General features: G+C 64.7%; 19 protein-coding genes. 8 read left to right on the forward strand and 11 right to left on the reverse strand.

Features of this window, described 5'->3' with window-relative positions:
• Window positions 1-29: 29 nt before the first annotated feature.
• Together xseA and NKJ17_RS11905 are read right to left on the reverse strand one after the other, a co-directional pair.
• Window positions 30-1595 carry an exodeoxyribonuclease VII large subunit gene (gene xseA / locus NKJ17_RS11900; protein ID WP_352688468.1) on the reverse strand — a complete coding sequence of 522 codons (1566 nt, stop codon included), beginning with the start codon at window positions 1593-1595 and terminating at the stop codon, window positions 30-32.
• A 70-nt stretch (window positions 1596-1665) separates the two neighbouring features.
• Window positions 1666-2622, reverse strand: coding sequence for a LysR substrate-binding domain-containing protein (locus tag NKJ17_RS11905; RefSeq protein WP_352506903.1), 957 nt, complete (start codon window positions 2620-2622; stop codon window positions 1666-1668).
• A 178-nt stretch (window positions 2623-2800) separates the two neighbouring features.
• Here NKJ17_RS11905 and NKJ17_RS11910 point away from each other — a divergent pair, with 178 nt between their 5' ends.
• On the forward strand, window positions 2801-3091 hold the full coding sequence (locus NKJ17_RS11910) for a DUF1127 domain-containing protein (RefSeq protein ID WP_352475835.1): 291 nt from the start codon (window positions 2801-2803) through the stop codon (window positions 3089-3091).
• 177 nt (window positions 3092-3268) lie between these two features.
• On the opposite strand, the gene NKJ17_RS11915 is transcribed toward NKJ17_RS11910, so the two are convergent.
• The 4 genes from NKJ17_RS11915 to NKJ17_RS11930 all read right to left on the reverse strand — a co-directional run bounded on the left by NKJ17_RS11915 (window position 3269) and on the right by NKJ17_RS11930 (window position 7336).
• Entirely contained in the window at window positions 3269-4246 is a 978-nt protein-coding gene (locus tag NKJ17_RS11915; RefSeq protein WP_352506902.1) for a DUF937 domain-containing protein, read from the reverse strand.
• A 102-nt stretch (window positions 4247-4348) separates the two neighbouring features.
• Window positions 4349-5722, reverse strand: coding sequence for a glutamate--cysteine ligase (locus NKJ17_RS11920; RefSeq protein ID WP_352506901.1), 1374 nt, complete (start codon window positions 5720-5722; stop codon window positions 4349-4351).
• A 185-nt stretch (window positions 5723-5907) separates the two neighbouring features.
• Window positions 5908-6642 (reverse strand): 16S rRNA (uracil(1498)-N(3))-methyltransferase, encoded by a 735-nt coding sequence (locus NKJ17_RS11925; protein WP_352688549.1) that lies wholly within the window; start codon window positions 6640-6642, stop codon window positions 5908-5910.
• A 31-nt stretch (window positions 6643-6673) separates the two neighbouring features.
• Entirely contained in the window at window positions 6674-7336 is a 663-nt protein-coding gene (locus NKJ17_RS11930) for a hypothetical protein (protein WP_352688471.1), read from the reverse strand.
• Window positions 7337-7410: 74 nt separating this feature from the next.
• On the opposite strand from NKJ17_RS11930, the gene NKJ17_RS11935 reads away from it, so the two are divergent.
• Both NKJ17_RS11935 and NKJ17_RS11940 read left to right on the forward strand, forming a co-directional pair.
• Window positions 7411-8109: a type 1 glutamine amidotransferase gene (locus NKJ17_RS11935; RefSeq protein ID WP_352688473.1), complete on the forward strand. Its 699-nt coding sequence runs from the start codon at window positions 7411-7413 to the stop codon at window positions 8107-8109.
• Between the two features lie 296 nt (window positions 8110-8405).
• Window positions 8406-8537 (forward strand): hypothetical protein, encoded by a 132-nt coding sequence (locus NKJ17_RS11940; protein ID WP_280952144.1) that lies wholly within the window; start codon window positions 8406-8408, stop codon window positions 8535-8537.
• A gap of 28 nt (window positions 8538-8565) precedes the next feature.
• On the opposite strand, the gene NKJ17_RS11945 is transcribed toward NKJ17_RS11940, so the two are convergent.
• Genes NKJ17_RS11945 through NKJ17_RS11955 form a run of 3 tightly spaced genes read right to left on the reverse strand, consistent with a single transcriptional unit; the run spans window position 8566 to window position 11370 of the window.
• Window positions 8566-9336 (reverse strand): metallophosphoesterase family protein, encoded by a 771-nt coding sequence (locus tag NKJ17_RS11945; protein WP_352688551.1) that lies wholly within the window; start codon window positions 9334-9336, stop codon window positions 8566-8568.
• A gap of 38 nt (window positions 9337-9374) precedes the next feature.
• Window positions 9375-10511 (reverse strand): alpha-hydroxy acid oxidase, encoded by a 1137-nt coding sequence (locus tag NKJ17_RS11950; RefSeq protein ID WP_352475830.1) that lies wholly within the window; start codon window positions 10509-10511, stop codon window positions 9375-9377.
• Between the two features lie 55 nt (window positions 10512-10566).
• Entirely contained in the window at window positions 10567-11370 is an 804-nt protein-coding gene (locus tag NKJ17_RS11955; RefSeq protein WP_352688475.1) for a FadR/GntR family transcriptional regulator, read from the reverse strand.
• A gap of 301 nt (window positions 11371-11671) precedes the next feature.
• Here NKJ17_RS11955 and NKJ17_RS11960 point away from each other — a divergent pair, with 301 nt between their 5' ends.
• The 5 genes from NKJ17_RS11960 to glcF all read left to right on the forward strand — a co-directional run bounded on the left by NKJ17_RS11960 (window position 11672) and on the right by glcF (window position 17898).
• Entirely contained in the window at window positions 11672-13006 is a 1335-nt protein-coding gene (locus NKJ17_RS11960) for a DUF3422 family protein (RefSeq protein ID WP_352688477.1), read from the forward strand.
• Between the two features lie 136 nt (window positions 13007-13142).
• Entirely contained in the window at window positions 13143-14639 is a 1497-nt protein-coding gene (locus tag NKJ17_RS11965; RefSeq protein ID WP_352688479.1) for an FAD-linked oxidase C-terminal domain-containing protein, read from the forward strand.
• A gap of 222 nt (window positions 14640-14861) precedes the next feature.
• Entirely contained in the window at window positions 14862-16118 is a 1257-nt protein-coding gene (locus NKJ17_RS11970) for an FAD-binding protein (RefSeq protein WP_352688481.1), read from the forward strand.
• On the forward strand, window positions 16115-16498 hold the full coding sequence (locus tag NKJ17_RS11975; protein WP_254819316.1) for a DUF4870 family protein: 384 nt from the start codon (window positions 16115-16117) through the stop codon (window positions 16496-16498). The genes NKJ17_RS11970 and NKJ17_RS11975 overlap by 4 nt, the downstream gene beginning before the upstream one ends.
• A 68-nt stretch (window positions 16499-16566) precedes the next feature.
• Window positions 16567-17898, forward strand: coding sequence for a glycolate oxidase subunit GlcF (glcF, locus tag NKJ17_RS11980; protein ID WP_352688483.1), 1332 nt, complete (start codon window positions 16567-16569; stop codon window positions 17896-17898).
• Window positions 17899-17910: 12 nt separating this feature from the next.
• Here glcF and NKJ17_RS11985 read toward each other — a convergent pair whose 3' ends face one another.
• A complete protein-coding gene (locus NKJ17_RS11985; RefSeq protein ID WP_352506893.1) occupies window positions 17911-18831 on the reverse strand; it encodes a bifunctional 5,10-methylenetetrahydrofolate dehydrogenase/5,10-methenyltetrahydrofolate cyclohydrolase in 921 nt (306 codons plus the stop codon).
• Window positions 18832-19098: 267 nt separating this feature from the next.
• A complete protein-coding gene (locus tag NKJ17_RS11990) occupies window positions 19099-19833 on the reverse strand; it encodes a L,D-transpeptidase (protein ID WP_352688485.1) in 735 nt (244 codons plus the stop codon).
• Window positions 19834-19987: the final 154 nt, after the last annotated feature.

Here is a 19987-nt window from a genome sequence, read left to right on the forward strand (position 1 = left end):
TCTTCCTCAGAAAAGCGCCTTGGTCTTCCTCAGAAAAGCGAGCCTTGGCCGCCCGGCGCCTTGAGCTTGGCTGCCGACTTGGCAATCGCCTTCGGCCGCGCCGTGCCACTGATGGCGACGGCATCGGCGGTGCCGTCGGCGAACTCCAGCGAAAGCGCCATTCCCGACACGACCTCCGCCGAACGCTTGACCACCGCGCCGTCCGCATCCTTGACCAGTGCGAAGCCTCGCGCCAGCACGGCCTTGTGCGACAGCGTCGCCAGCAATCGATCGGCCTGCGTCAGTTTTCCACGCAGACGGTCCAGCCGCCGCGAAATCGCCTGGTCCTGCCGCCATGCCAGTGCCAGCAGGGCATCGCCTCGCAGTTTCTGCCGTCTGGCGATCGGCGCCGATGACAGTCTGGCGGCCGTGCGCGAAAACCGTGCCCGACGCTCGCGCACGATGGCGAAGAACGCCGCTTGCGCTCGGGCGAGGTCGCGGCGGGTCAGTGTGCGGGCTTCGTTCATGCGCCGCGACAAGGTCGCCGGTGTCAGACGCTGGCCCAGAAGCCTGGCCCGCTTGCGCTCGACGCTGACCGACAGCGCCCGGCCGAGCCGGCTCGTCGCCTCGTCGAAGCGCCGCCGGGGCAGCGCCAGCAACTGGTCGGGCGAGGGCAGCGCCCGGGCGGCTGCGCGCGCCGCCTGCCGCTTGCGTTCGAAATTGCGCGACAGTGCGGTCTTCAACCGCGCGCCAAGGCCGGCAAGCGTCGCTTCGAGATCAACTTTGACCGGCACGGCGATCTCGGCGGCGCCTGTCGGCGTCGGCGCCCGCACATCCGCTGCCAGATCGATCAGCGTCCAGTCGGTCTCGTGGCCGACCGCGGAAATCACGGGAATACCCGAAGCGGCGACGGCCCGGGCGAGCGCTTCGTCGTTGAAGCCCCACAGATCCTCCAGGCTGCCGCCGCCGCGCGCCACGATCAACAGAGCGGGCCGCGCGGTGGCGCCGTCCCAAGGCAGTGCATTGAAGCCGTTGACGGCAGCGGTCACTTCCGCGCCCGCCGTCTCGCCCTGCACCCGCACCGGCCAGACGAGCACGTGCAGCGGGAACCGGTCCTTGATGCGGTGGATAATATCGCGGATCACCGAACCTGTTGGCGAGGTGACGACGCCTATGACGCGCGGCATGAACGGCAGACGCCGCTTGCGGGCCGCGTCGAACAGCCCTTCGGCCTGCAGCCGGCGCTTGCGCTCGTCCAGCAGCGCCATCAGCGCACCGGCACCGGCCGGCTCGAGATTGTCGATGACGATCTGGTAGTTGGATTTTCCGGGATAGGTGGTGAGCCTGCCGGTGGCGATCACCTCCATGCCTTCCTCGGGACGGAATTTCAGCCGGCTCATCGTGGTCTTCCACACCACGGCATCGAGCCGCGCGCGATCGTCCTTCAGGCAGAAATAGGCATGGCCGGAGGAATGCGGTCCGCGATAGCCGGAAATCTCGCCGCGCACCCGTACATTGCCGAAGACGTCCTCGACCGTGCGCTTCAGCGCGCCGGAAATCTCGCTCACCGTATACTCGGTGGCGTTGGTGCGTGATTCGGGTGCTGCGTCGCTCATCGGCCGATTGGGGAACGGTTGTTGGCCGCCGTCAAGGCGGCCGTGTTCGATGTCGGCCCCAATCGCGCGATCACCAGCCCGGCAGGATCTGGCTCGGCTTCGTCCGTTTCATCTTGGCGAAGGCGAGGGCGGCGAAATCGAACGTGCCGGTCTCCTGGCCGAGTGGCACGGAAATATTGTCGAGGCTCTCCGAAATGTGGCGCGCAAGCGCATCGACGATCTCCGGCCGCGAGGTCTGGCCGCGCATAATGCCGATGCGGCAATCGGGCAGGGCGCCGAAACCGTCGGCCTCGCCCAGCACCCGCATGCCGGGCCGCAGCGCGCATTCCGGCAGCACCGAGATCGCCAGGCCGGAAAGCACCGCCGCGGCGATGACGGTGGCAGAGAAGCTGGTGAACAGGATGCGGTAGTCGCGGTTCTGCTGGTCGAGCACGTCGGCGGCCGCCCGCCGCCAGATGCAGTTCGGCCGGCCGAAGGCCATCGGCAGGATCGGCTGCTCATGCGTCGCGTGGTTGGCCGAGGTAACCCACAGCAGCGGTTCGCGCCGCACCACTTCCGACTGGCCGCGCGCGTCATTGTGCGTCACCAGCGCCAGGTCGAGATTGCCGCGCTTGATGTGTTCGACCAGTCCCGGCGTCGGTTCGCAGATAACGGTCAGTTCGACATGCGGGTTGGAGCGGGCAAACCGCGCCATGATCTCTGGCAGGAAGCGATCGGCATAGTCATCCGGCGTGCCGATGCGGATGGTGCCTTCGAGCCGGCGGTCGTCGAAGGCGGCCAGTGTTTCCTTGTTGAGATAGAGCAGCCGCCTTGCGTAGGAGAGCAGTCTATCGCCTTCCTCGGTCAGCCTGTTGGTGCGGCCGTCTTTTTCGAACAGCGGTTTGCCGATCCGTTCCTCCAGCCGCCGCATCTGCATCGACACCGCAGACTGGGTCCGATGCACCGCTTCCGCCGCGCGGGTAAAGCTGCCGGTGTCCACAATCGAGATGAAGGTCTGCAACTGATCGAGATCGAGCGGCGCTTTCATTGGCCTAATCCATCATTGATGCTGATGCTAAAGATTAGAAACATTCGTTGGATTAATCAATCGGGCCATGGCAAATTCCGATTGTCCACATGAACGCATGTGAATCGAAGCCGGAACGGCCGCTGTTGCCAGCGCCCGATCGACCGGTTTCGCCCGTTCGAATGTGAAGGAGACCGACATGGCTACGTTTGATTTCGCTACCGAGACCTCGCGCATCACCTCGCGTCCGGCCGTTGCGACGCGCGTGGCCAATGCCGCTGCCAATGTTTACCGCGCCTGGAAAAACCGCCGCGCCTTTTATCGCCTCGGCGAGATGTCGGATGCCGAGCTCGCCGACATCGGCCTGACCCGCGCCGACCTGCACGTTGCTGTCGGTGTACCCTTTGGCCGAGATCCGACAGAAAGGCTTCGCGTCATCGCCATCGAGCGCGCCGAAACGATCGAGGATCTTGCCCGCAAGGTGGTGTGATCGCACGAATTCGCGATTTTGGTCGCATTGAACCTTTTGAGGCACGACGCCACCAAGTTACGCAGGCTCCCCACTCCCTGCCGGATCCCCCCGGCCAGCCTGCGCGCTGCCCGGTCCTCCCAGGACCGGGCTTTCTTTTTTGGGCGGCACTGATGATTGGGGTTGCCGGTTTCTGGTCTAGCGCCGGCCCATGCCCTGCTTGAACTGGTCGAAGATCGACTCCATCCCTTTCTGGTAGTCGTCGCGCTGCTGGGCGCCTGTCTCGAACATCTTGCCGAACAGGTCGTCGAACGGATTTCTCGGCCTGCCGCTCGGATTGGTCTGCGGCTGCGGCGTCTGCTGCGGCGCCTGATGCGGCTGAGACTGTTGTGCGCCACCGCCGAACATGTCCTGCAGTACTTTGCCGAGCGGATTGTCACCATAAGGGTTCTGTGTCTGCTGGGGTTGGTTCTGCGGCTGCTGTGGCTGTGGTGCACCGCCGCCGAACATATCCTGCAGCACCTTGCCGAGCGGATTGTCACCATAAGGGTTCTGTGTCTGCTGCGGCTGGCTTTGCGGCTGCTGCCCGCCGCCGAACATGTCCTGCAGCATCTTGCCGAGCGGGTTATCCGTGTGGCCTGCAGGCTGAGGGGCCGGTGCCTGGCTGCCGCCGCCCGCCTGCCGCATCATCTGCTCGATGAGTTCGCCGAGCGGATTGCCGCCACTGCCTGCCGCATGCATCTGTCCGCCTAGCTGGTTGGTGGTCTGCTTGAACAGCCCGCCCATCATCATCGAGGCGATTGCCGGCAGCATCTGCTGCAGCACCTGCTGGCTGACGCCACTCGCCTGCGCGGCCTGGTTGGCAACGGCCCGCGACAGGTCCTTCGAGCCGAACAGATGGCCGAGAATGCCGTTGCCTTCATCGAGGCCCTGCGGCGAGAAGGCCCGGCTTGCATCCTCGAAATATTTAGCGTGCTGGCCGCTGGCCATCGCCGTCATGAAGGAGCCGAGCCCGTAAGGGTCCGCCGTGTTGCGCTTGAGCCCCTGCGAAAAGGCCGGCAGCAGCGCCGCGACCGCCGCCTGCGTCTGCTGCTGCGACAGCCCGAACTGCTGGGCCAGCGCCTGCATGCCGTTGCCGTTCTGGGCCTGTGCCAGAATATCGAACAAGGAAGGCATTGTTTTCTCCTCCGGGAAAATCCTCGTTGGAGAAGCCTAGTTCGTTTCCATCACTGATTGAAGCGAATTTGCCGGACCGTGGCTCATGCGGATTGCGAAGCGTTAATACGCGTATTCCATGAACACCGGCTCGATCGAGCCGCCCCAGCGTGTGTGGTAGGCGGAGAGCATCTCCTCGGCGCTGGTCGTGCCGCGCGCGACGACCTCGTCCAGCGTGTTGAGGAACGAGGTCTCGTCGTAGCCGTCGCGGTTCTTGCGGCCACGGTTCTTCAGTCCCATGCGCGAGATGACGAGCACGTCGCGGGCGATCTCGCGCAACGTCGTGTTGCGGAAGGGCGCCGAAATGCCCTGTTGCGGCACCGCGTTGCGCATCGCCAGCACTTCGTCATAGCTCCAGCTCGAGGTCAGCGCCTCGGCCGCGTCGAGCGCTGCCGCGTCGTAGAGCAGCCCGACCCAGAAGGCCGGCAGCGCGCAGATGCGCCGCCACGGCCCGCCATCGGCGCCGCGCATTTCGAGAAAGCGCTTCAGCCGCACGTCCGGGAACAGCGTCGACAGATGGTTCGCCCAGTCGCCCATCGTCGGCAGCCCGTCCGGCAGTTCGTCACGGGCAGCGCCCGCCATGAACTGGCGGAAGGTGATGTGCGTCATGTCGTGGTACTGACCGTCGCGGATGATGAAATACATCGGCACGTCGAGCGCCCATTCGACATAATCGGCAAAGCCGAAATCGGGCGAGAAGCAGAATTCGAGCAGGCCGGAGCGCTGATTGTCGGTGTCGCGCCAGATCTCGCCGCGCCAGCTCTGCAAGCCGTTCGGCCGGCTTTCGGTGAAGGGCGAGTTGGCAAACAGCGCCGTCGACAGTGGCTGCAATTTCAGCGACACCTGCATCTTGCGGCGCATGTCGGCTTCGCTTTCGAAGTCGAGGTTCACCTGGATCGTGCAGGTCCGGTACATCATGTCGAGGCCCTTGGTACCGACCTTGGGCATGTAGCGGGTCATGATCTCGTAGCGCGATTTCGGCATTTTCGGCGTCTCGGCCAGCGACCATTTCGGGCTGCCGCCAAGGCCGAGAAAACGAATGCCCATCGGTTCGGCGATCTCGCGCACCTGCGCCAGATGGGCATTGCCTTCGCGGCAGGTCTGGTGGATCGTCTCCAGCGGCGCGCCGGACAGCTCGAACTGGCCGCCTGGCTCCAGCGAGATCGCGCCCTGACCGGTCGGCTCGACCAGTCCGATGATGCGGCCGGCATCCATGATCGGGTCCCAGCCGAGTTTGTCCTGCATGCCTTCGAGGATGGCGCGGATGCCGCGCTCGCCGCCATAGGGCACCGGGGCATTGCCGTCGACATAGAACGGGAATTTCTCGTGCTCGGTGCCGATGCGCCATTTGTCGCGCGGCTTGTTGCCTTCGGCCAGGTGCTCGACGAGTTCGTCGGCGCCTTCGATCGGCCGGAAATCGGTGGTATCGCGCGCCATAATAGCCCTCCGCACATGACCCCGAAAACCGGCTTCGATTTTCGGAAGGGATCAGGTGCCCAATCAAATGCTACAGCGTCCTTTGCGCGTCCGAAAGGACACGCGGCCACTGCCGGCGCTAGATGGACGAAATGTCAGTAGCCGATCAAGCGAAAAATCCTGAGCCAGAGGGTAACGGGAATTGATCACCAATCGCCGATTGTCGCCTGGATCAGCGCCAGTGCCGCCACCGCCGCCGTATCCGCTCGCAGGATGCGCGGCCCGAGCGGAATGGCGGTAACGAAGGGCAGCGCTCTCAGCATCCTGCGCTCCTCGTCGGAAAAGCCGCCCTCAGGCCCGACCAGCAGACCGAGCTTTCCCTCCCGCACCGCCTGCAATGCCGGCAGGGGATTGTTGGTCGATGCATCCTCGTCGCAGAAGATCAGCCGCCGCTCGCGGTCCCAGCCCGCCAGCAGGCGCTCGAATTTTTCCGCTTCGCGCAGCTCCGGCACCGCCAATATGCCGCATTGCTCGGCCGCCTCGACGACATTGGCGCGCAGGCGCTCGATGCCGGGTTTTGCCACTTGCGTATGCTGGGTGATGACCGGCTGCAGGATGCCGGCGCCCATCTCCACCGCCTTTTGCACGAGGTAGTCGAGCCGCCCTTGCTTCAGCGGCGCGAAGCAATAGACGAGATCGGGCAGCGGCGGCTGCGGCCGCTGCAACTCCATCACCTTCAGGCGCAAGGCCTTCTTCGATTTCGCGGCGATTGCCGCCGACCATTCGCCGTCGCTGCCGTTGAAGACCAGAACCTCGGCGCCTTCGCCGAGCCGCAGCACATGCGAGAGATAATGGCTCTGCTGCTGGCCGACGTCGAACTCGATATCCGGTCCAAGCTCGTCCGGCACGAATAGCCGCTGCATCTTGTAATTGGCGCGCATCGCCGAGGAATGGGCGAGGCCGTCGCCGGCGTCAAGCCTCCGCGCTGGCGTGCCAGACAGGTCTGTAGCCACGCTTCAGCACGGAAACAGTTGTCGCCGGCGTGAGCATGCCGATTGGACCGTGGGTAAAATCGCCGAATCCCACCGGATCGCCATAGCCGCCGAAACTCCAGGGCAGCGCTGCGCCGTCAAAAAGGGCGTACGCCCTTTTTCCTGACGAGATCATCGTGCCGTCCGGCAAGTCCGCAAGCGCCTCCGGTTTCAGTCGCGGCGCCCGCCCGCCCGATGCCAGGCGCTCCTTGTGCAGGCGCTTGTCGAGCTGCGGCGCGCGTGGCTCGGCAATGCCGAAGGCGTCGCCGAAGCGTTGGACAAAATCCCTGGCCCGCTCGCGCCGGCAGAAGAAGCAGGGCCGGTGCCCGGCGGCAAGTGCCGTCACCTCGTCGAGGAAAAACAGCTCGGTCCAGCCGGCCTTGCCGCCCAATTGGTCGTCGCTTTGCCGGTTGCGCCCCATCGGCTGGCGCCGCACGTCGCCGTATTCGCAGACACAGATGATCCAGGCTTGCAGCGCCCAGCGCTTCTTCAACAGCGTTCTCGTCTCGGGTTCGTGAATGATGCCGCGATTGCCCATGAACAGGCCGCGCTCCGGCACGGCATGGATGGCGCCGAACGGGTCGACCCGGTTTTGCAGTGGCATAGGCGTTCCCTGTTGGCTGCAATGCTGACGCCATGATATCGCTCACTGCATCAATTTCATGTCAGCAGGTTTCGATGCGGGTCTTGGTCGTCCAGAACTTCGACAATGAGGGCCTTGGCCAGATCGGCGCGGCGCTTGTCGAGGCGGGCGCCGATATCGACCTGCGCCGGCCGTATCGCGGCGACGCGCTGCCGCAAGATAGCGGCTGGCATGACGCCATGGTGGTGCTCGGCGGCGCCCAGAATGCGCTCGACGACGAGCTCTGCCCGTATTTCCCGGGCCTGCTCGATCTGACGCGCAACTTTGCCGACAGGGATCGCGCGGTGCTCGGCATCTGCCTTGGCAGCCAGTTGGTCGCGCGCGCCTTTGGCGGCGAGAACCAGATAGGCGGTGCCTCGGAGTTCGGCTGGCACGAGGTCGCGCTCACCGCGGCGGCGCAGGCCGATCCGGTGCTCGCCGCCTTGCCCGAAAAATTCCCGATCTTCCAATGGCACGACGACACCTTTGTCTTGCCCGAGACTGCCGTGCGGCTGGCCGGCAATGCCGTCGCCGAGAACCAGGCGTTCCGCATCGGCCGCGCCATCTACGGCTTCCAGTTCCATTTCGAGGCCGACAGTCCGATGGTGCGCGACTGGAGCACATCCTTCGCACCGCTGATCGCCGAGCGGCATCCTGAATGGGCGGGCCGGCTCGACGATGAAATGGCCCGCAACGGACCTGTAGCCTATGCCGCCGGCCTGGCCATCGCCCGCGCCTGGGTGGCGACCATCTGACGGCTCATACAGCCAACGTATTTGGCGACGTTGCATATTTGGCACGCGGCGGCAAATCCGCCGGGGATAACGCGTTTCATCCTTGGCCTGTGTCAGTCCGCCAGCCTAAAAGGCGCCCGCTCTGCATCTTGCGTGCAACCGCGATGAACCTTTCCTGTGACCCGCGCGACACACCGCCGATACAGAACATGCCTAGAAGCGCGAAACCGTCAGACATTTGCGACGTATTTCGCGTTTCAACGCATTGGTAACCCGCTCGTGCATAGATGCAGAAAGCTCAACAAGAGATGACGTCCGTGAAAGCAGCCTTTTTGTCCTTTGCCATGTTGTCGGCCATCGTCTTGTGCGGCCTCGGCATTTATTCCGCCGACGCGGCCAACAACCACAATGCCGTCGACGGCTACGGCGTCACCGCCGCGCTTCGCTAGACCCTCTGCACATAACCTCACGCCTTACCTACGCCCGCTCACCCGTCACCGTCAGGATCCGTTTCTCCGCGCCGTCCACGACGAGCGCGGTGAGGTTTCCCGAGTGCCAGGCGAGGGTGTCGACATTGACGCGGTTGCCGGTGATCTCGGGCTTGGCCACCGGCGTATGGCCGTGCACCACGATCTTGGGATGAAGGCCGGTGTGGTCGTGGAAGACCTCGCGGATCCAGATCAGGTCCTGCGGGCTCTGGCTTTCCAGCGCAATGCCGGGCCGGATGCCGGCATGACAGAAGAAGAAGTCGCCGAATGTCACTGAAAAGGCCAGCGAGCGCAGGAACTCGACATGGTTCTGCGGCACCGCCTCGACCAGCGCGGCGTGCCCTTGCCGCAATGCCGCATCGGCGCGGCCAAACCAGGCGCTGCTGCCACCGAGCGACACTCCATAGGATAGCGCCGTCTGGATGCCGCCATAGCGCATGAACAGGCCGTCCGGGTCGGGGACATCGAGAAAATCGAGGAAGCCGAGATCATGATTTCCGGCCAGCATCAGGTGACGTGGATCGCGTTTTTGCGCGTCGATCAGGAAATCGATGACGCCTTTGGAGCCCGGACCCCGGTCGACATAGTCGCCGAGATGGATCACGCGCCAATCGGCAGTGGGCTTCCTCTCCAGCTCGCCCTCGATCCGGCGGTGCATGGCGGTCAGCAGGTCAAGCCGACCGTGCACATCCCCGATCGCATAGAGGCGCATACCTTCCGGTCCGCGCGCTTCGAAAAAATTGATGCCGGGCTCCGTCAATGCCTGCGTCGCCTCCGTGGTCATGCCGTCACGGGACTTTAGCGCCGGAGCTGATCCTTGCCCATGTCGGTGACCAGACGCTTTCCGCACAGTGCCAGCGTTATGTCCATCTCCTTGCGGATGATTTCCAGCGCCTTGGTAACCCCTTCCTTGCCGAGTGCGCCGAGGCCGTACAGGAAAGGCCGGCCGATATAGGTGCCTTTAGCGCCGAGGCACAGTGCTTTGAGCACGTCCTGGCCGGAACGGATGCCGCCGTCCATATGCACCTCGATCGTGTCGCCGACGGCGTCGGCGATCTCTTCTAGCGCCATGATCGACGACGAGGCGCCGTCGAGCTGGCGGCCGCCATGGTTGGAAACGATGATCGCGTCGGCGCCCGTCCTGGCCGCCATTAGCGCATCTTCCTTGTCGAGTATGCCTTTCAGGATCAGCTTGCCGCCCCAGCGCTCCTTGATCCAGGCGACGTCCTTCCACGACAGATGCGGATCGAACTGCTCCTTCGTCCAGGACGACAGCGAGGCGAGGTCGCCGACGCCCTTGGCGTGGCCGACGATGTTGCGGAAGCTCCGGCGCTTGGTCCCGGCCATGCCGACGCACCAGCGCGGCCTTGTCGCCATCTGCCAGAGGTGCTTCGGCGTCATCCGCGGCGGCGCCGAAAGCCCGTTGCGGATATCCTTGTGGCGCTGACCAAGGATCTGCAGGTCGAGCGTCAACACCAGTGCCGAACATTTCGCCGCTTTTGCGCGGTCGATCAAATCGAAGACGAAGTCCTTGTCGCGCAGCACATAGAGCTGGAACCAGAACGGCTTCCTGGTCACCGACGCGACATCCTCGATCGAGCAGATGCTCATTGTCGACAGCGTGAACGGCACGCCGAATTCTTCCGCCGCCTGCGCCGCCAGCATCTCGCCGTCCGGATGCTGCATGCCGGTCATGCCGGTCGGCGCCAGCGCCACCGGCATCGTCACCTTCTCGCCGATCATGGTCGATTCCAGCGAGCGGTTGTCCATGTCGACAAGCACGCGCTGGCGGAACTTGATCTTCTGGAAATCCTCTTCGTTGGCGCGGTAGGTGCTTTCGGTCCAGGCGCCGGAATCGGCGTAGTCGAAGAACATCTTCGGCACGCGGCGGCGCGCCAGGTCCTTGAGGTCGGCGATGGTGAGAATGCTGCTCATGGATCTTTTTCCGCTGGTTCTTCGCTGGTTCGTCGTTGGATTTTCTGGGCGGGGCCTACGACGGTTTTCTCGCCGCCTCACCGTCACCGGGCTCGGAGCGTTGCCTGAGCCTCAGCCGCGACACGCGCTGCCAGTCGCCGCTGCGCTCGGCCTCGGCCATCGATCGTTCGACGTAGGAGATGTGGTCCATCGCCGCCTGCCGCGCCGCAGCCGGATCGCCGGCCTTGACCGCTGCATAGATTGCCCGGTGCTGCGAAAGCAGCGCCTCGCGCGCGCCCGGCACGTTGAACACCAGCCGCCGGTTCTGGAACACGCCTTCCGACAGCAGCCGATAGCAGGAGCGCAGCGTGTGCAGCAGGATGATATTGTGCGCGCATTCGCAGATCGCGTGATGGAACTCGATGTCGATTTCCGCCTCGTCGTCGAAATTGGCGGTCCGGTGCGCCTCGTCCATGCGCGCCATGATGCGGTCGAGCAGCGCCAGATCGTCCGATGTGGCACGCCGCGCCGCATATTCCGCAACCACCGCCTCGATCTCACGGCGGTACTCCAGATAGTCGGTCACCGCCTTGCGATGCATCGAGATCAGGTCGGTCACCGGCTTGGTGAACAGCTGGCCGATGACATCGGCGACATGGGTGCCGCCGCCTGGCCGTGTCGTCAACAGCCCGCGCCCTTCCAAGCCTTTCAAGGCATCGCGCAGGATCGGCCGCGACACCTCGAACTGGCGCGCCAGCTCGCGCTCGCCCGGCAGCCGGTCGCCGGTGCGCAGCACGCCTTCGAGGATCAGGCTCTCGATCTGCTGCACCACCTCGTCGGCGGTGCGCGAATGCTCGATCCGGGAGAAAATGTCGCTCAAACGGGGTGCCTGGGGGTTGAACCGATGTCGCGCAAGATAAAGCCAGCGTCGCCAACTGGTCAAATTATTTATCCAATTCGCCGGGGCCGGGCCCGTTCACTGCCGCGGCTTCATATCAGCGTAAGCTAAACTGGCCGTTTGCGTCCTCTGGTGATTGCCTCTAGAGCAATTCCAGGAAAAGTGTGAAACGGTTTTCCGTCCGGAATTGCGCAGAATCAAAGAGATAGAGCGGTTCGGCGTTTCCGTGAACAAGAGAGACATCATCGCCAAAAAGGGCTCAGAGAAGCCCGGGGGACCAGCCGTGCCAGACGCCGACCCGTCCAACCTCGAATTCCAGCTGCGCGCCAAAGCCGTGGGCGGCAGCGTCATGGGCTTTCCGGCGCATGAAGGTCGGCCGGGCGCCCTCGGCGAGGTCCACGCCCGGCCGCATCCGCTGGTCGAAAAGCCGCGCGTGCTGGTGCAGCTTTCCTTCATGACCGAAGCTGGATCCGGCGTCGATCAGGCCGTGCTTTCCGAATTGTCGCGACGCCTCGGCATCGCCGCGCCCGACCCCAACGCCCGCCACCACGCGATGAAATGGGGCAAGGGCTCGCTGCGCTGGGAACGGCACACGGAGTTCTCGACCTACCTCTGGGAAGGACCGCTCGCCGAAAACGGCAGAGGGCAAGAAGACACACCCTTCGGCAACGGGTTTTCACCGCCGGGCACGGTGATTTCCGGCATCAGGCTGGAAATCCGCAAATGGACGCCGGCGAACGAAAAACTGATCGCCGGTTTCGACCCGACCAGCCTGTGCTATTCGCTGGTCGAGCGCGGCAACGCCGCCATCGTCACCGATTTCCGCCAGGATGGCGACGGCTTGACCCGTATGCTGGTGCTCGACCGCGGCCTGACCCCGGCGCGCACCGGGGCACTGTCACAGCGGCTGATCGACATCGAGACCTACCGCACGCTGGCCATGCTTGGGTTGCCGCTGGCGCTGACGCTGTCCGGTCGTGCCCGCCGCATCGAAGACAGGCTGGCTCAGACCACGCTGGAAATGAAGGTCGCCGAGACCCGCGACAGCCAGACGCTACTTGCCGACTTGACCGAACTGGCTGCCGAGCTGGAGGCGGATGCCGCCTCCAGCCTCTACCGCTTCGGTGCCAGCCGCGCCTATGACGGCATCGTGCGCGAACGGCTGGAGGCGCTCGACGAAGAGGCCGTGCCCGGCTATGACACCTGGGGCGGTTTTCTGCAGCGCCGCGTGGCGCCGGCGATGCGTACCTGCCGTTCGGTCGAGGAGCGTCAGGCCAACCTGTCGACGAAGCTCACCCGTGCCACCACGCTGCTGCGCACCTGGGTCGACGTCGAGGTCGAGAAGCAGAACCGCGATCTCTTGGCATCGATGAACAATCGTGCCCGCCTGCAATTGCGGCTGCAGCAGACGGTGGAGGGCCTCTCGGTCGCCGCCGTCTCCTACTATGTCGTCGGCCTTATCGGCTACGTCGCCAAGGGCGCCTCGATCTTCGGCCATGCCTTTGCGCCGGAAATGGTCACCGCCGCCTCGGTGCCGCTCGCCGTCGTGCTCGTCTGGTGGGGCGTGCGCCGCGTCCGCCGCATGCACTCCGAACCAGGCAAGCAGCCCGGCGAGTAGTGAAGGGCAGAGCGGCAGATTGCCGCTGCGGAAGGCTGTCCCGGCCATAGGCCTCCCATCCCGGCCAAAGCGGCATTTGCAACCGACTGCCGTCGCTGGTAAAAGATTTTTACCAGTCGGTCGAAGGAGGCTGTCGATGTCCGGTCTTGCGATGCCGAAACCAGACGACGCCACGCTGCGCCGGCGCGATGAGATCGTCGCCGATATGCGCATCATCGTGCCGGGCGAGGGCGTCGTCGACGCAGCCAATGCGATGCGCGCCTTCGAGAGCGACGGGCTCACCGCCTACTGGCAATTGCCGCTGGTCGTGGTGCTGCCGCAAACCGTGGCGCAGGTCTCGCGCGTGCTGAAATATTGCAGTGACCGCAATATCCGCGTCGTCCCACGCGGCTCCGGCACCTCGCTCTCCGGCGGGGCGCTGCCGCTGGAAGACGCGGTGCTGCTGGTCATGAGCCGCTTCAACCGCATCCTCGAGATCGATTTCCAGAACCGCATCGTCGTCGCTCAGCCCGGCGTCACCAATCTCGGCATCACCACCGCCGTCGAGCAGGAGGGCTTCTATTACGCCCCCGATCCATCCTCCCAGATCGCCTGCTCGATCGGCGGTAATGTCGCGGAGAATTCCGGCGGCGTGCACTGCCTAAAATACGGTCTCACCGCCAATAATGTGCTTGGTATCGAGATGGTGCTGATGAATGGCGAGGTGGTGCGCCTCGGCGGCAGCCATCTCGACGCGGAAGGCTACGACCTGCTCGGCGTGATGACCGGCTCCGAAGGACTGCTCGGCGTCGTCACCGAGGTCACCGTACGCATCCTGAAGAAGCCGGAGACGGCGCGTGCCCTGCTGATCGGCTTCCCGACCAGCGAGCAGGCCGGCCAATGCGTCGCCGACATCATCGGCGCCGGCATCATCCCGGGCGGCATGGAGATGATGGACCGTCCGGCCATCCACGCCGCGGAGGATTTCGTCCATGCCGGCTATCCCCGAGATGTCGAGGCGCTGCTGATCGTCGAACTGGACGGGCCGGGTGTCGAGGTCGATCACCTGATCGGCCTGGTCGAAGCCATCGCCTATAGGAACGGCTCGACCACATGCCGCATTTCGCAATCGGAGCAGGAGCGGCTGAGTTTCTGGGCCGGCCGCAAGGCGGCTTTCCCGGCGGTCGGCCGCATCTCGCCCGACTATTACTGCATGGACGGCACCATACCGCGCAAGGAACTGCCGCACGTGCTCGCCGGCATGCGCGAACTATCGGAGAAATACGGGCTCGGCGTCGCCAATGTCTTCCACGCAGGCGACGGCAATCTGCACCCGCTCATCCTCTACGACGCCAACGTGCCGGGCGAACTCGAGAAGGCGGAGAGTTTCGGCGCCGACATATTGCGGCTCTGCGTCAAGGTCGGCGGCGTGCTGACCGGCGAGCACGGGGTCGGCGTCGAGAAGCGCGACCTGATGCCCGAAATGTTCAACCAGATCGACCTCGACCAGCAGGTGCGGGTCAAATGCGCGTTCGACCCCAACCATCTGCTCAACCCGGGCAAGGTGTTTCCGCAGCTGAGGCGATGCGCCGAACTCGGGCGGATGCACGTGCATCGCGGGCAAGTGGCGTTTCCGGACATTCCGAGGTTTTGAGGGTATGTTGGCGCTTGGACACCCCCCTCTGTCCTGCCGGACATCTCCCCCGCAAGGGGGGAGATTGGCTGCTTCAACGTCCTGCTCGCCTTCAAGCGTTGATGGTTGGCGAAAGCCTAAGCGACATCCGATCTCCCCCCTTGCGGGGGAGATGTCCGGCAGGACAGAGGGGGGTGGGAAGGATCGCGGCCTCTCGTCATTTACGACTGGTGGTTCTGCCGCATGACCACCTTCACCCCGACCACATCAGCGGAAACCCACTCCACCGTCGCCTGGGCCGCAGCGGAAGACTCGCCGCTCGAGATCCTCGGCCATGGTTCCAAGCGCGGCATCGGCCGGCCGCAGCAGAGCGAGCGTACGCTCGATCTTTCCAAACTCTCCGGCGTCACGCTCTACGAGGCGGCCGAGCTGGTGCTGTCGGCGAAGGCCGGGACGCCGCTGGCCGAGATCGAAAGCCTGCTTGCCGAAAACGGCCAGCAACTGGCCTTCGAACCGATGGATTACGGCCCGCTGCTCGGCGGCGAGCCAGGACGAGGCACTATCGGCGGCGTGCTTGCCGCGAACCTTTCCGGGCCGCGCCGGCTGAAGGCCGGTGCTGCGCGCGACCACATTCTCGGCATATCTGCCGTTTCCGGGCGCGGCGAGGCCTTCAAGTCCGGCGGCCGCGTGGTCAAGAACGTCACTGGCTATGATCTGTCCAAGCTGATGGCCAACAGCTGGGGCACGCTGGCGGTGTTCACCGACGTCACCTTCAAGGTGCTGCCTGCCGCCGAGACCGAAGTCACGCTCGCCATTCGCGGCCTGCTCGACGATCACGCCGCCGCCGCCATGGCGCTGGCGCTCGGTTCCAGCGCGGAGGTGTCGAGCGCTGCCCATCTTCCCGAACGGGTCGCAGCTAGGGTCGCTGACGGCAGTCTCGGCAGCGATGCGGCGACGCTGCTGCGCATCGAGGGCTTCGGCCCGTCGGTCGCCTACCGCATTGCCGCGCTGAAAGACCTGCTGAAAGACGCTGGGCCGCTGCAGGAGATTTCCGGTTCGGTATCGTATTCGGTCTGGCGTGACATCCGCGACTGCGCGCCGTTCGCCGATGGCGGCGGAAGGCCTGTGTGGCGCGTCTCGATGGCGCCGTCACAGGGCCACCAGATGGTGCTGGCGCTGCGCATGCAGGCCGCGGTCGATGCCTTCTACGATTGGCAGGGCGGGCTGATCTGGCTGCGCATGCAGCAGGACGATCCCGAGGCCCGCCTGTTGCGCGGCCTCATCAGAAGACATGGTGGCGGCCATGCGACGCTGGTGCGCGCAACCCCCTCGCACCGCGCTGCCGTTCCCGTGTTCGAACCGCAAGCGCCGCAACTGGCAGCACTGTCGGCGCGGCTGAAGGCCGAATTCGACCCGAAGAATATCCTCAATCCCGGCCGTATGGCGCCGGGCGCAGGCTCTGCTACTCTCGCCGCGGCAACCGAGGGAGGAGCACAATGAGCGATCCAGGCCAAAACGGTACGTCACGCCAGACCGACCGCTGGCTAGAGCCCGGCCCGACCAACGCGCTGGTCATCTACATCCTCTATCTCGCCGGCCTAGCCATCGGCGTCAGCGGCATTGTCGGCATCGTCCTGGCCTATATCAACCGCGGCAAGGCCGGCGGCTTCGTCGAGAGCCATTACACATTCCTGATCCGCACCTTCTGGATCGGCCTGCTCTATGCACTGATCTCGGCGCTGCTGATGATCGTGGTCATCGGTGTCGTGCTGATTTTCGCCGTCGCCGTCTGGTTCATCGCCCGCTGCATTCTCGGCCTGCAGGCGCTGCAGCGCGGCGAAGCGGTCAAGAACCCCGAAAGCTGGTTTCTAGGATTATGAGCGTGATCCCCAAACGTGGGTACCGGTTTTGGGAAAAGATCATGCTCAAACGGTAAGGATTTGTTTACGTGCAGACCAATTTCTCAGCTGCCCAGCTCGCCGATCCGCATGTCGCGGAATCGGAGAAGATCCTGCGCAAATGCGTACATTGCGGCTTCTGCACCGCCACCTGCCCGACCTATGTGACGCTCGGCAACGAGCTGGATTCGCCGCGCGGCCGGATTTACCTGATCAAGGACATGCTGGAAAATGGCCGGCCGGCCGACAAGGAGATCGTCACCCATATCGACCGCTGCCTGTCCTGCCTCGCCTGCATGACCACCTGTCCGTCGGGCGTCAACTACATGCATCTGGTCGACCACGCCCGCGCCCACATCGAGGAGACCTACAAGCGTCCCCTGGCCGATCGTCTGACCCGCGCCATGCTGGCCTTCGTGCTGCCCTATCCCTCGCGTTTCCGCGCGGCGCTCAAGCTGGCGAAGCTCGGCCAGCCATTCGCCGGCCTGTTTGAAAAAATCCAGGCCTTGAGGCCTCTGGGCGCTATGCTCAAGCTCGCACCCGCGTCGGTCCCGGCAGTCTCGCCGATGGCCTCGCCGGGCGTCCATGCGGGGCAGGGCCCGAAGAAAAATGGCCGCGTCGCCATCCTCACCGGCTGCGCGCAATCCGTGCTCGATCCCGGCATCAACGACACGACGATCTCGCTGCTGACCAGGCTTGGTGTCGAGGTCGTCGTACCCGAAGGCGAGGGCTGCTGCGGGGCGCTGGTGCACCACATGGGACGCGAGGACGCTGCCCTGGCGTCGGCCAGGCGGAATGTCGACGCCTGGACGCGCGCCATCGAACAGGGTGGGCTCGATGCCATCGTCATCACCGCGTCAGGCTGTGGCACCACGATCAAGGATTACGGCTTCATGATGCGCCTCGATCCGGCCTATGCCGGCAAGGCGGCGCGAGTGTCGGCGCTGGCCAGGGACATCACGGAGTATCTGGCAAGCCTCGACCTGCCCGAGCCGGTGCGCAAGCCGGGCACCGTCGTCGCCTATCACTCCGCCTGCTCGATGCAGCACGGCCAGAAGATCACCCGCCAGCCGAAGGAGCTTCTGGCCCGTGCCGGCTTTGTCGTGCGCGAGCCGCGCGAGGGGCATTTGTGCTGCGGTTCGGCCGGCACCTACAACATCCTGCAGCCCGGGATTTCGGCGACGCTGCGCGACCGCAAGGTCAGGAATATCGAGGCGACCGGTGCTGACATCATCGCCACCGGCAATATTGGCTGCATCACCCAGATCGCCTCTGCCGCGAAGCTGCCGGTGGTCCATACGATAAAGCTGCTCGACTGGGCCTATGGCGGGCCGAAGCCCGAAGGCGTTCGCGAAGAGATGGCGGTTATCGCGGCCGAGTGATCCGCCAGTCGCCTACTCCGCCGCCAGTCTGTCCGCCGTGCCGTAGGTTGCCTGGTAGCGGGCGCGCTGGCGGCTGAGCGCCACCATCGTGTTGCGCAGCAGGATCGCCACGGTGATCGGGCCGACGCCACCAGGCACCGGCGTGATCCACGACGCGACATGCCTAACGCTCTCGGCATCGACGTCGCCGACGATGCGGCTCTCGCCGTCTGGCCCGATCTCCGAATTGATGCCGATATCGATGACGGCCGCACCCGGCTTGACCATATCGGCCTTGATCAGCCGCGGCTTGCCCACGGCGACGAACAGCGCGTCGGCGCGGCGTGCGTGTGCCGCCACCGAGCGCGTCATGTGATGGCAGACCGTCACCGTCGCGCCTTCGCTCATCAAAAGGAAAGCGATCGGCTTGCCGACGATCTCGGAATGGCCGACGACCACCACTTCGAGCCCCTTCAGGTCGAGGCCGGTTTCCTTGAGCAGTTCGACCGAGGCAGCCGCCGTGCAGGGCGCCAGATCGAGCTGGTTGTAGACGATGTTGCCGATCGAGGCCGGATGCATGCCTTCGACGTCCTTGAGCGGATGCACCGCCGCCTGCAGCGTCTTGATCGGGATGTGCACCGGCACCGGTCGCTGGATGATGATGCCGGTGACGCGCGGGTCGGCGTTGAGGCCGTGGATCGCCGCTTCGAGTTCGCCGGCGGTGATGTCGGCGCGAAAGCGCCTTTCCTCGAAGCCGATGCCGGCAAGCCCCGCCTTGGCGCGCTGGTTGCGGACATAGACGTCGACCGCCGCTGTGTCGCCGACGGTGATCGACACCAGCTTCGGCGGAAAGCCTTCGGCGGTGGCGATCGCCGCGTCCTCGCGCACGCCGGCGATGATGCGTTGGGCAACCGGGCCGCCTCGGAGATAGCGGCTGTCGTCGGAGAGGGTCATCGAGATAGGGCCTTTGTCTGAACTTTAGCCGCCACATAGCAAAGCAACCGCGAAAAGGCAGTGCGAAAAACGAACCGCCATGCCCGTCGCGCGACGTGCCGGCGAAATCTTCCCGTCAATTCTTGCTGGCGCTGGCGGAAACAAAAAGGGCAGCACGGCTTGCCGCGCTGCCCTTTCGTGACTGGCCGCATCCCCACACGGCCCGTCCCCCGTTATTCAATACTCCCGAGGCTTCTGAGCAGAATCATCGGTGAGGTCAACCGCAGATTACATCACTACAACCGTCGTGCCAACATTGACCCGCTCGTAAAGGTCGACCACGTCCTCGTTGCGCATGCGGATGCAGCCTGACGACACCGCGCCGCCGATCGTCCAGGGTTGGTTGGTGCCGTGGATGCGGTACTCGGTCGAGCCGAGATAGAGCGCGCGTGCGCCAAGCGGGTTTTCCATGCCGCCGGCGAGATAGGTCGGCAGATAACGGCCCTTGGCGGCCTCGCGGGCGATCATCACCGCCGGCGGCCGCCAGTCCGGCCAGACGCGCTTGTTGGTGATCTTGTGGGTGCCGGACCATTCGAAGCCCGGCTTGCCGGTGCCGACGCCATAACGCCGCGCCTTGCCGTTCTTCTCGACCAGATAGAGGAAATTCTCTCGCGTATCGATGACGATCGTGCCCGGCTTCTGCGGGCCGTCATAGGCGACTTCCTGCGGCAGATAGATCGGGTCGATCTGCGGCCGCATGATCATGCGCTTGGCCGGTGCCTGCACCGCTGCGGTGCGCAGCTGATCGGGTTCGGCCTGGCGCCGATAGCGCCGTTGCGGCTGCGCCTCTTGCCGGCTCTGCCGCACGATGCCCGGCGCATGGCCGAGCTGCAGCACCCAGGGCGCCGAAAGGTCGGGACTGACCACCACCGGCGGCCTCTCGGCATAGCGGTCGTTGGCATTGGCGGCGCCGGCGGCAAGCACGGCGGCGCCGCCGAACAGTGGGAACAAGAATGTCTTCATCGCAACGCACCTTGATCGTCGAACATGCCGGGGTGCAAAGCCTCCCCGATTTCGCCGACATTGAGCGCGAAGCGGCCACCGAAACATGAATCGGAATGCGTAAAATGCCGATCTGTCAGTAAAGCTTTTGGTGTGGTTACCGCCCGGTTCAGGA

The sequence above is a fragment of the Mesorhizobium sp. M0208 genome, assembly GCF_040322015.1.
GTDB lineage: Bacteria > Pseudomonadota > Alphaproteobacteria > Rhizobiales > Rhizobiaceae > Mesorhizobium.

Excerpts from the sequence above, each read along its gene's own strand:
- xseA (WP_352688468.1), bottom strand. The coding sequence starts at position 1,595 with ATGAGCGACGCAGCACCCGAATCACGCACCAACGCCACCGAGTATACG.
- NKJ17_RS11905 (WP_352506903.1), bottom strand. The coding sequence starts at position 2,622 with ATGAAAGCGCCGCTCGATCTCGATCAGTTGCAGACCTTCATCTCGATT.
- NKJ17_RS11910 (WP_352475835.1), top strand. The coding sequence starts at position 2,801 with ATGGCTACGTTTGATTTCGCTACCGAGACCTCGCGCATCACCTCGCGT.
- NKJ17_RS11915 (WP_352506902.1), bottom strand. The coding sequence starts at position 4,246 with ATGCCTTCCTTGTTCGATATTCTGGCACAGGCCCAGAACGGCAACGGC.
- NKJ17_RS11920 (WP_352506901.1), bottom strand. The coding sequence starts at position 5,722 with ATGGCGCGCGATACCACCGATTTCCGGCCGATCGAAGGCGCCGACGAA.
- NKJ17_RS11925 (WP_352688549.1), bottom strand. The coding sequence starts at position 6,642 with ATGCGCGCCAATTACAAGATGCAGCGGCTATTCGTGCCGGACGAGCTT.
- NKJ17_RS11930 (WP_352688471.1), bottom strand. The coding sequence starts at position 7,336 with ATGCCACTGCAAAACCGGGTCGACCCGTTCGGCGCCATCCATGCCGTG.
- NKJ17_RS11935 (WP_352688473.1), top strand. The coding sequence starts at position 7,411 with ATGCGGGTCTTGGTCGTCCAGAACTTCGACAATGAGGGCCTTGGCCAG.
- NKJ17_RS11950 (WP_352475830.1), bottom strand. The coding sequence starts at position 10,511 with ATGAGCAGCATTCTCACCATCGCCGACCTCAAGGACCTGGCGCGCCGC.
- NKJ17_RS11965 (WP_352688479.1), top strand. The coding sequence starts at position 13,143 with ATGTCCGGTCTTGCGATGCCGAAACCAGACGACGCCACGCTGCGCCGG.
- NKJ17_RS11970 (WP_352688481.1), top strand. The coding sequence starts at position 14,862 with ATGACCACCTTCACCCCGACCACATCAGCGGAAACCCACTCCACCGTC.
- NKJ17_RS11975 (WP_254819316.1), top strand. The coding sequence starts at position 16,115 with ATGAGCGATCCAGGCCAAAACGGTACGTCACGCCAGACCGACCGCTGG.
- NKJ17_RS11985 (WP_352506893.1), bottom strand. The coding sequence starts at position 18,831 with ATGACCCTCTCCGACGACAGCCGCTATCTCCGAGGCGGCCCGGTTGCC.
- NKJ17_RS11990 (WP_352688485.1), bottom strand. The coding sequence starts at position 19,833 with ATGAAGACATTCTTGTTCCCACTGTTCGGCGGCGCCGCCGTGCTTGCC.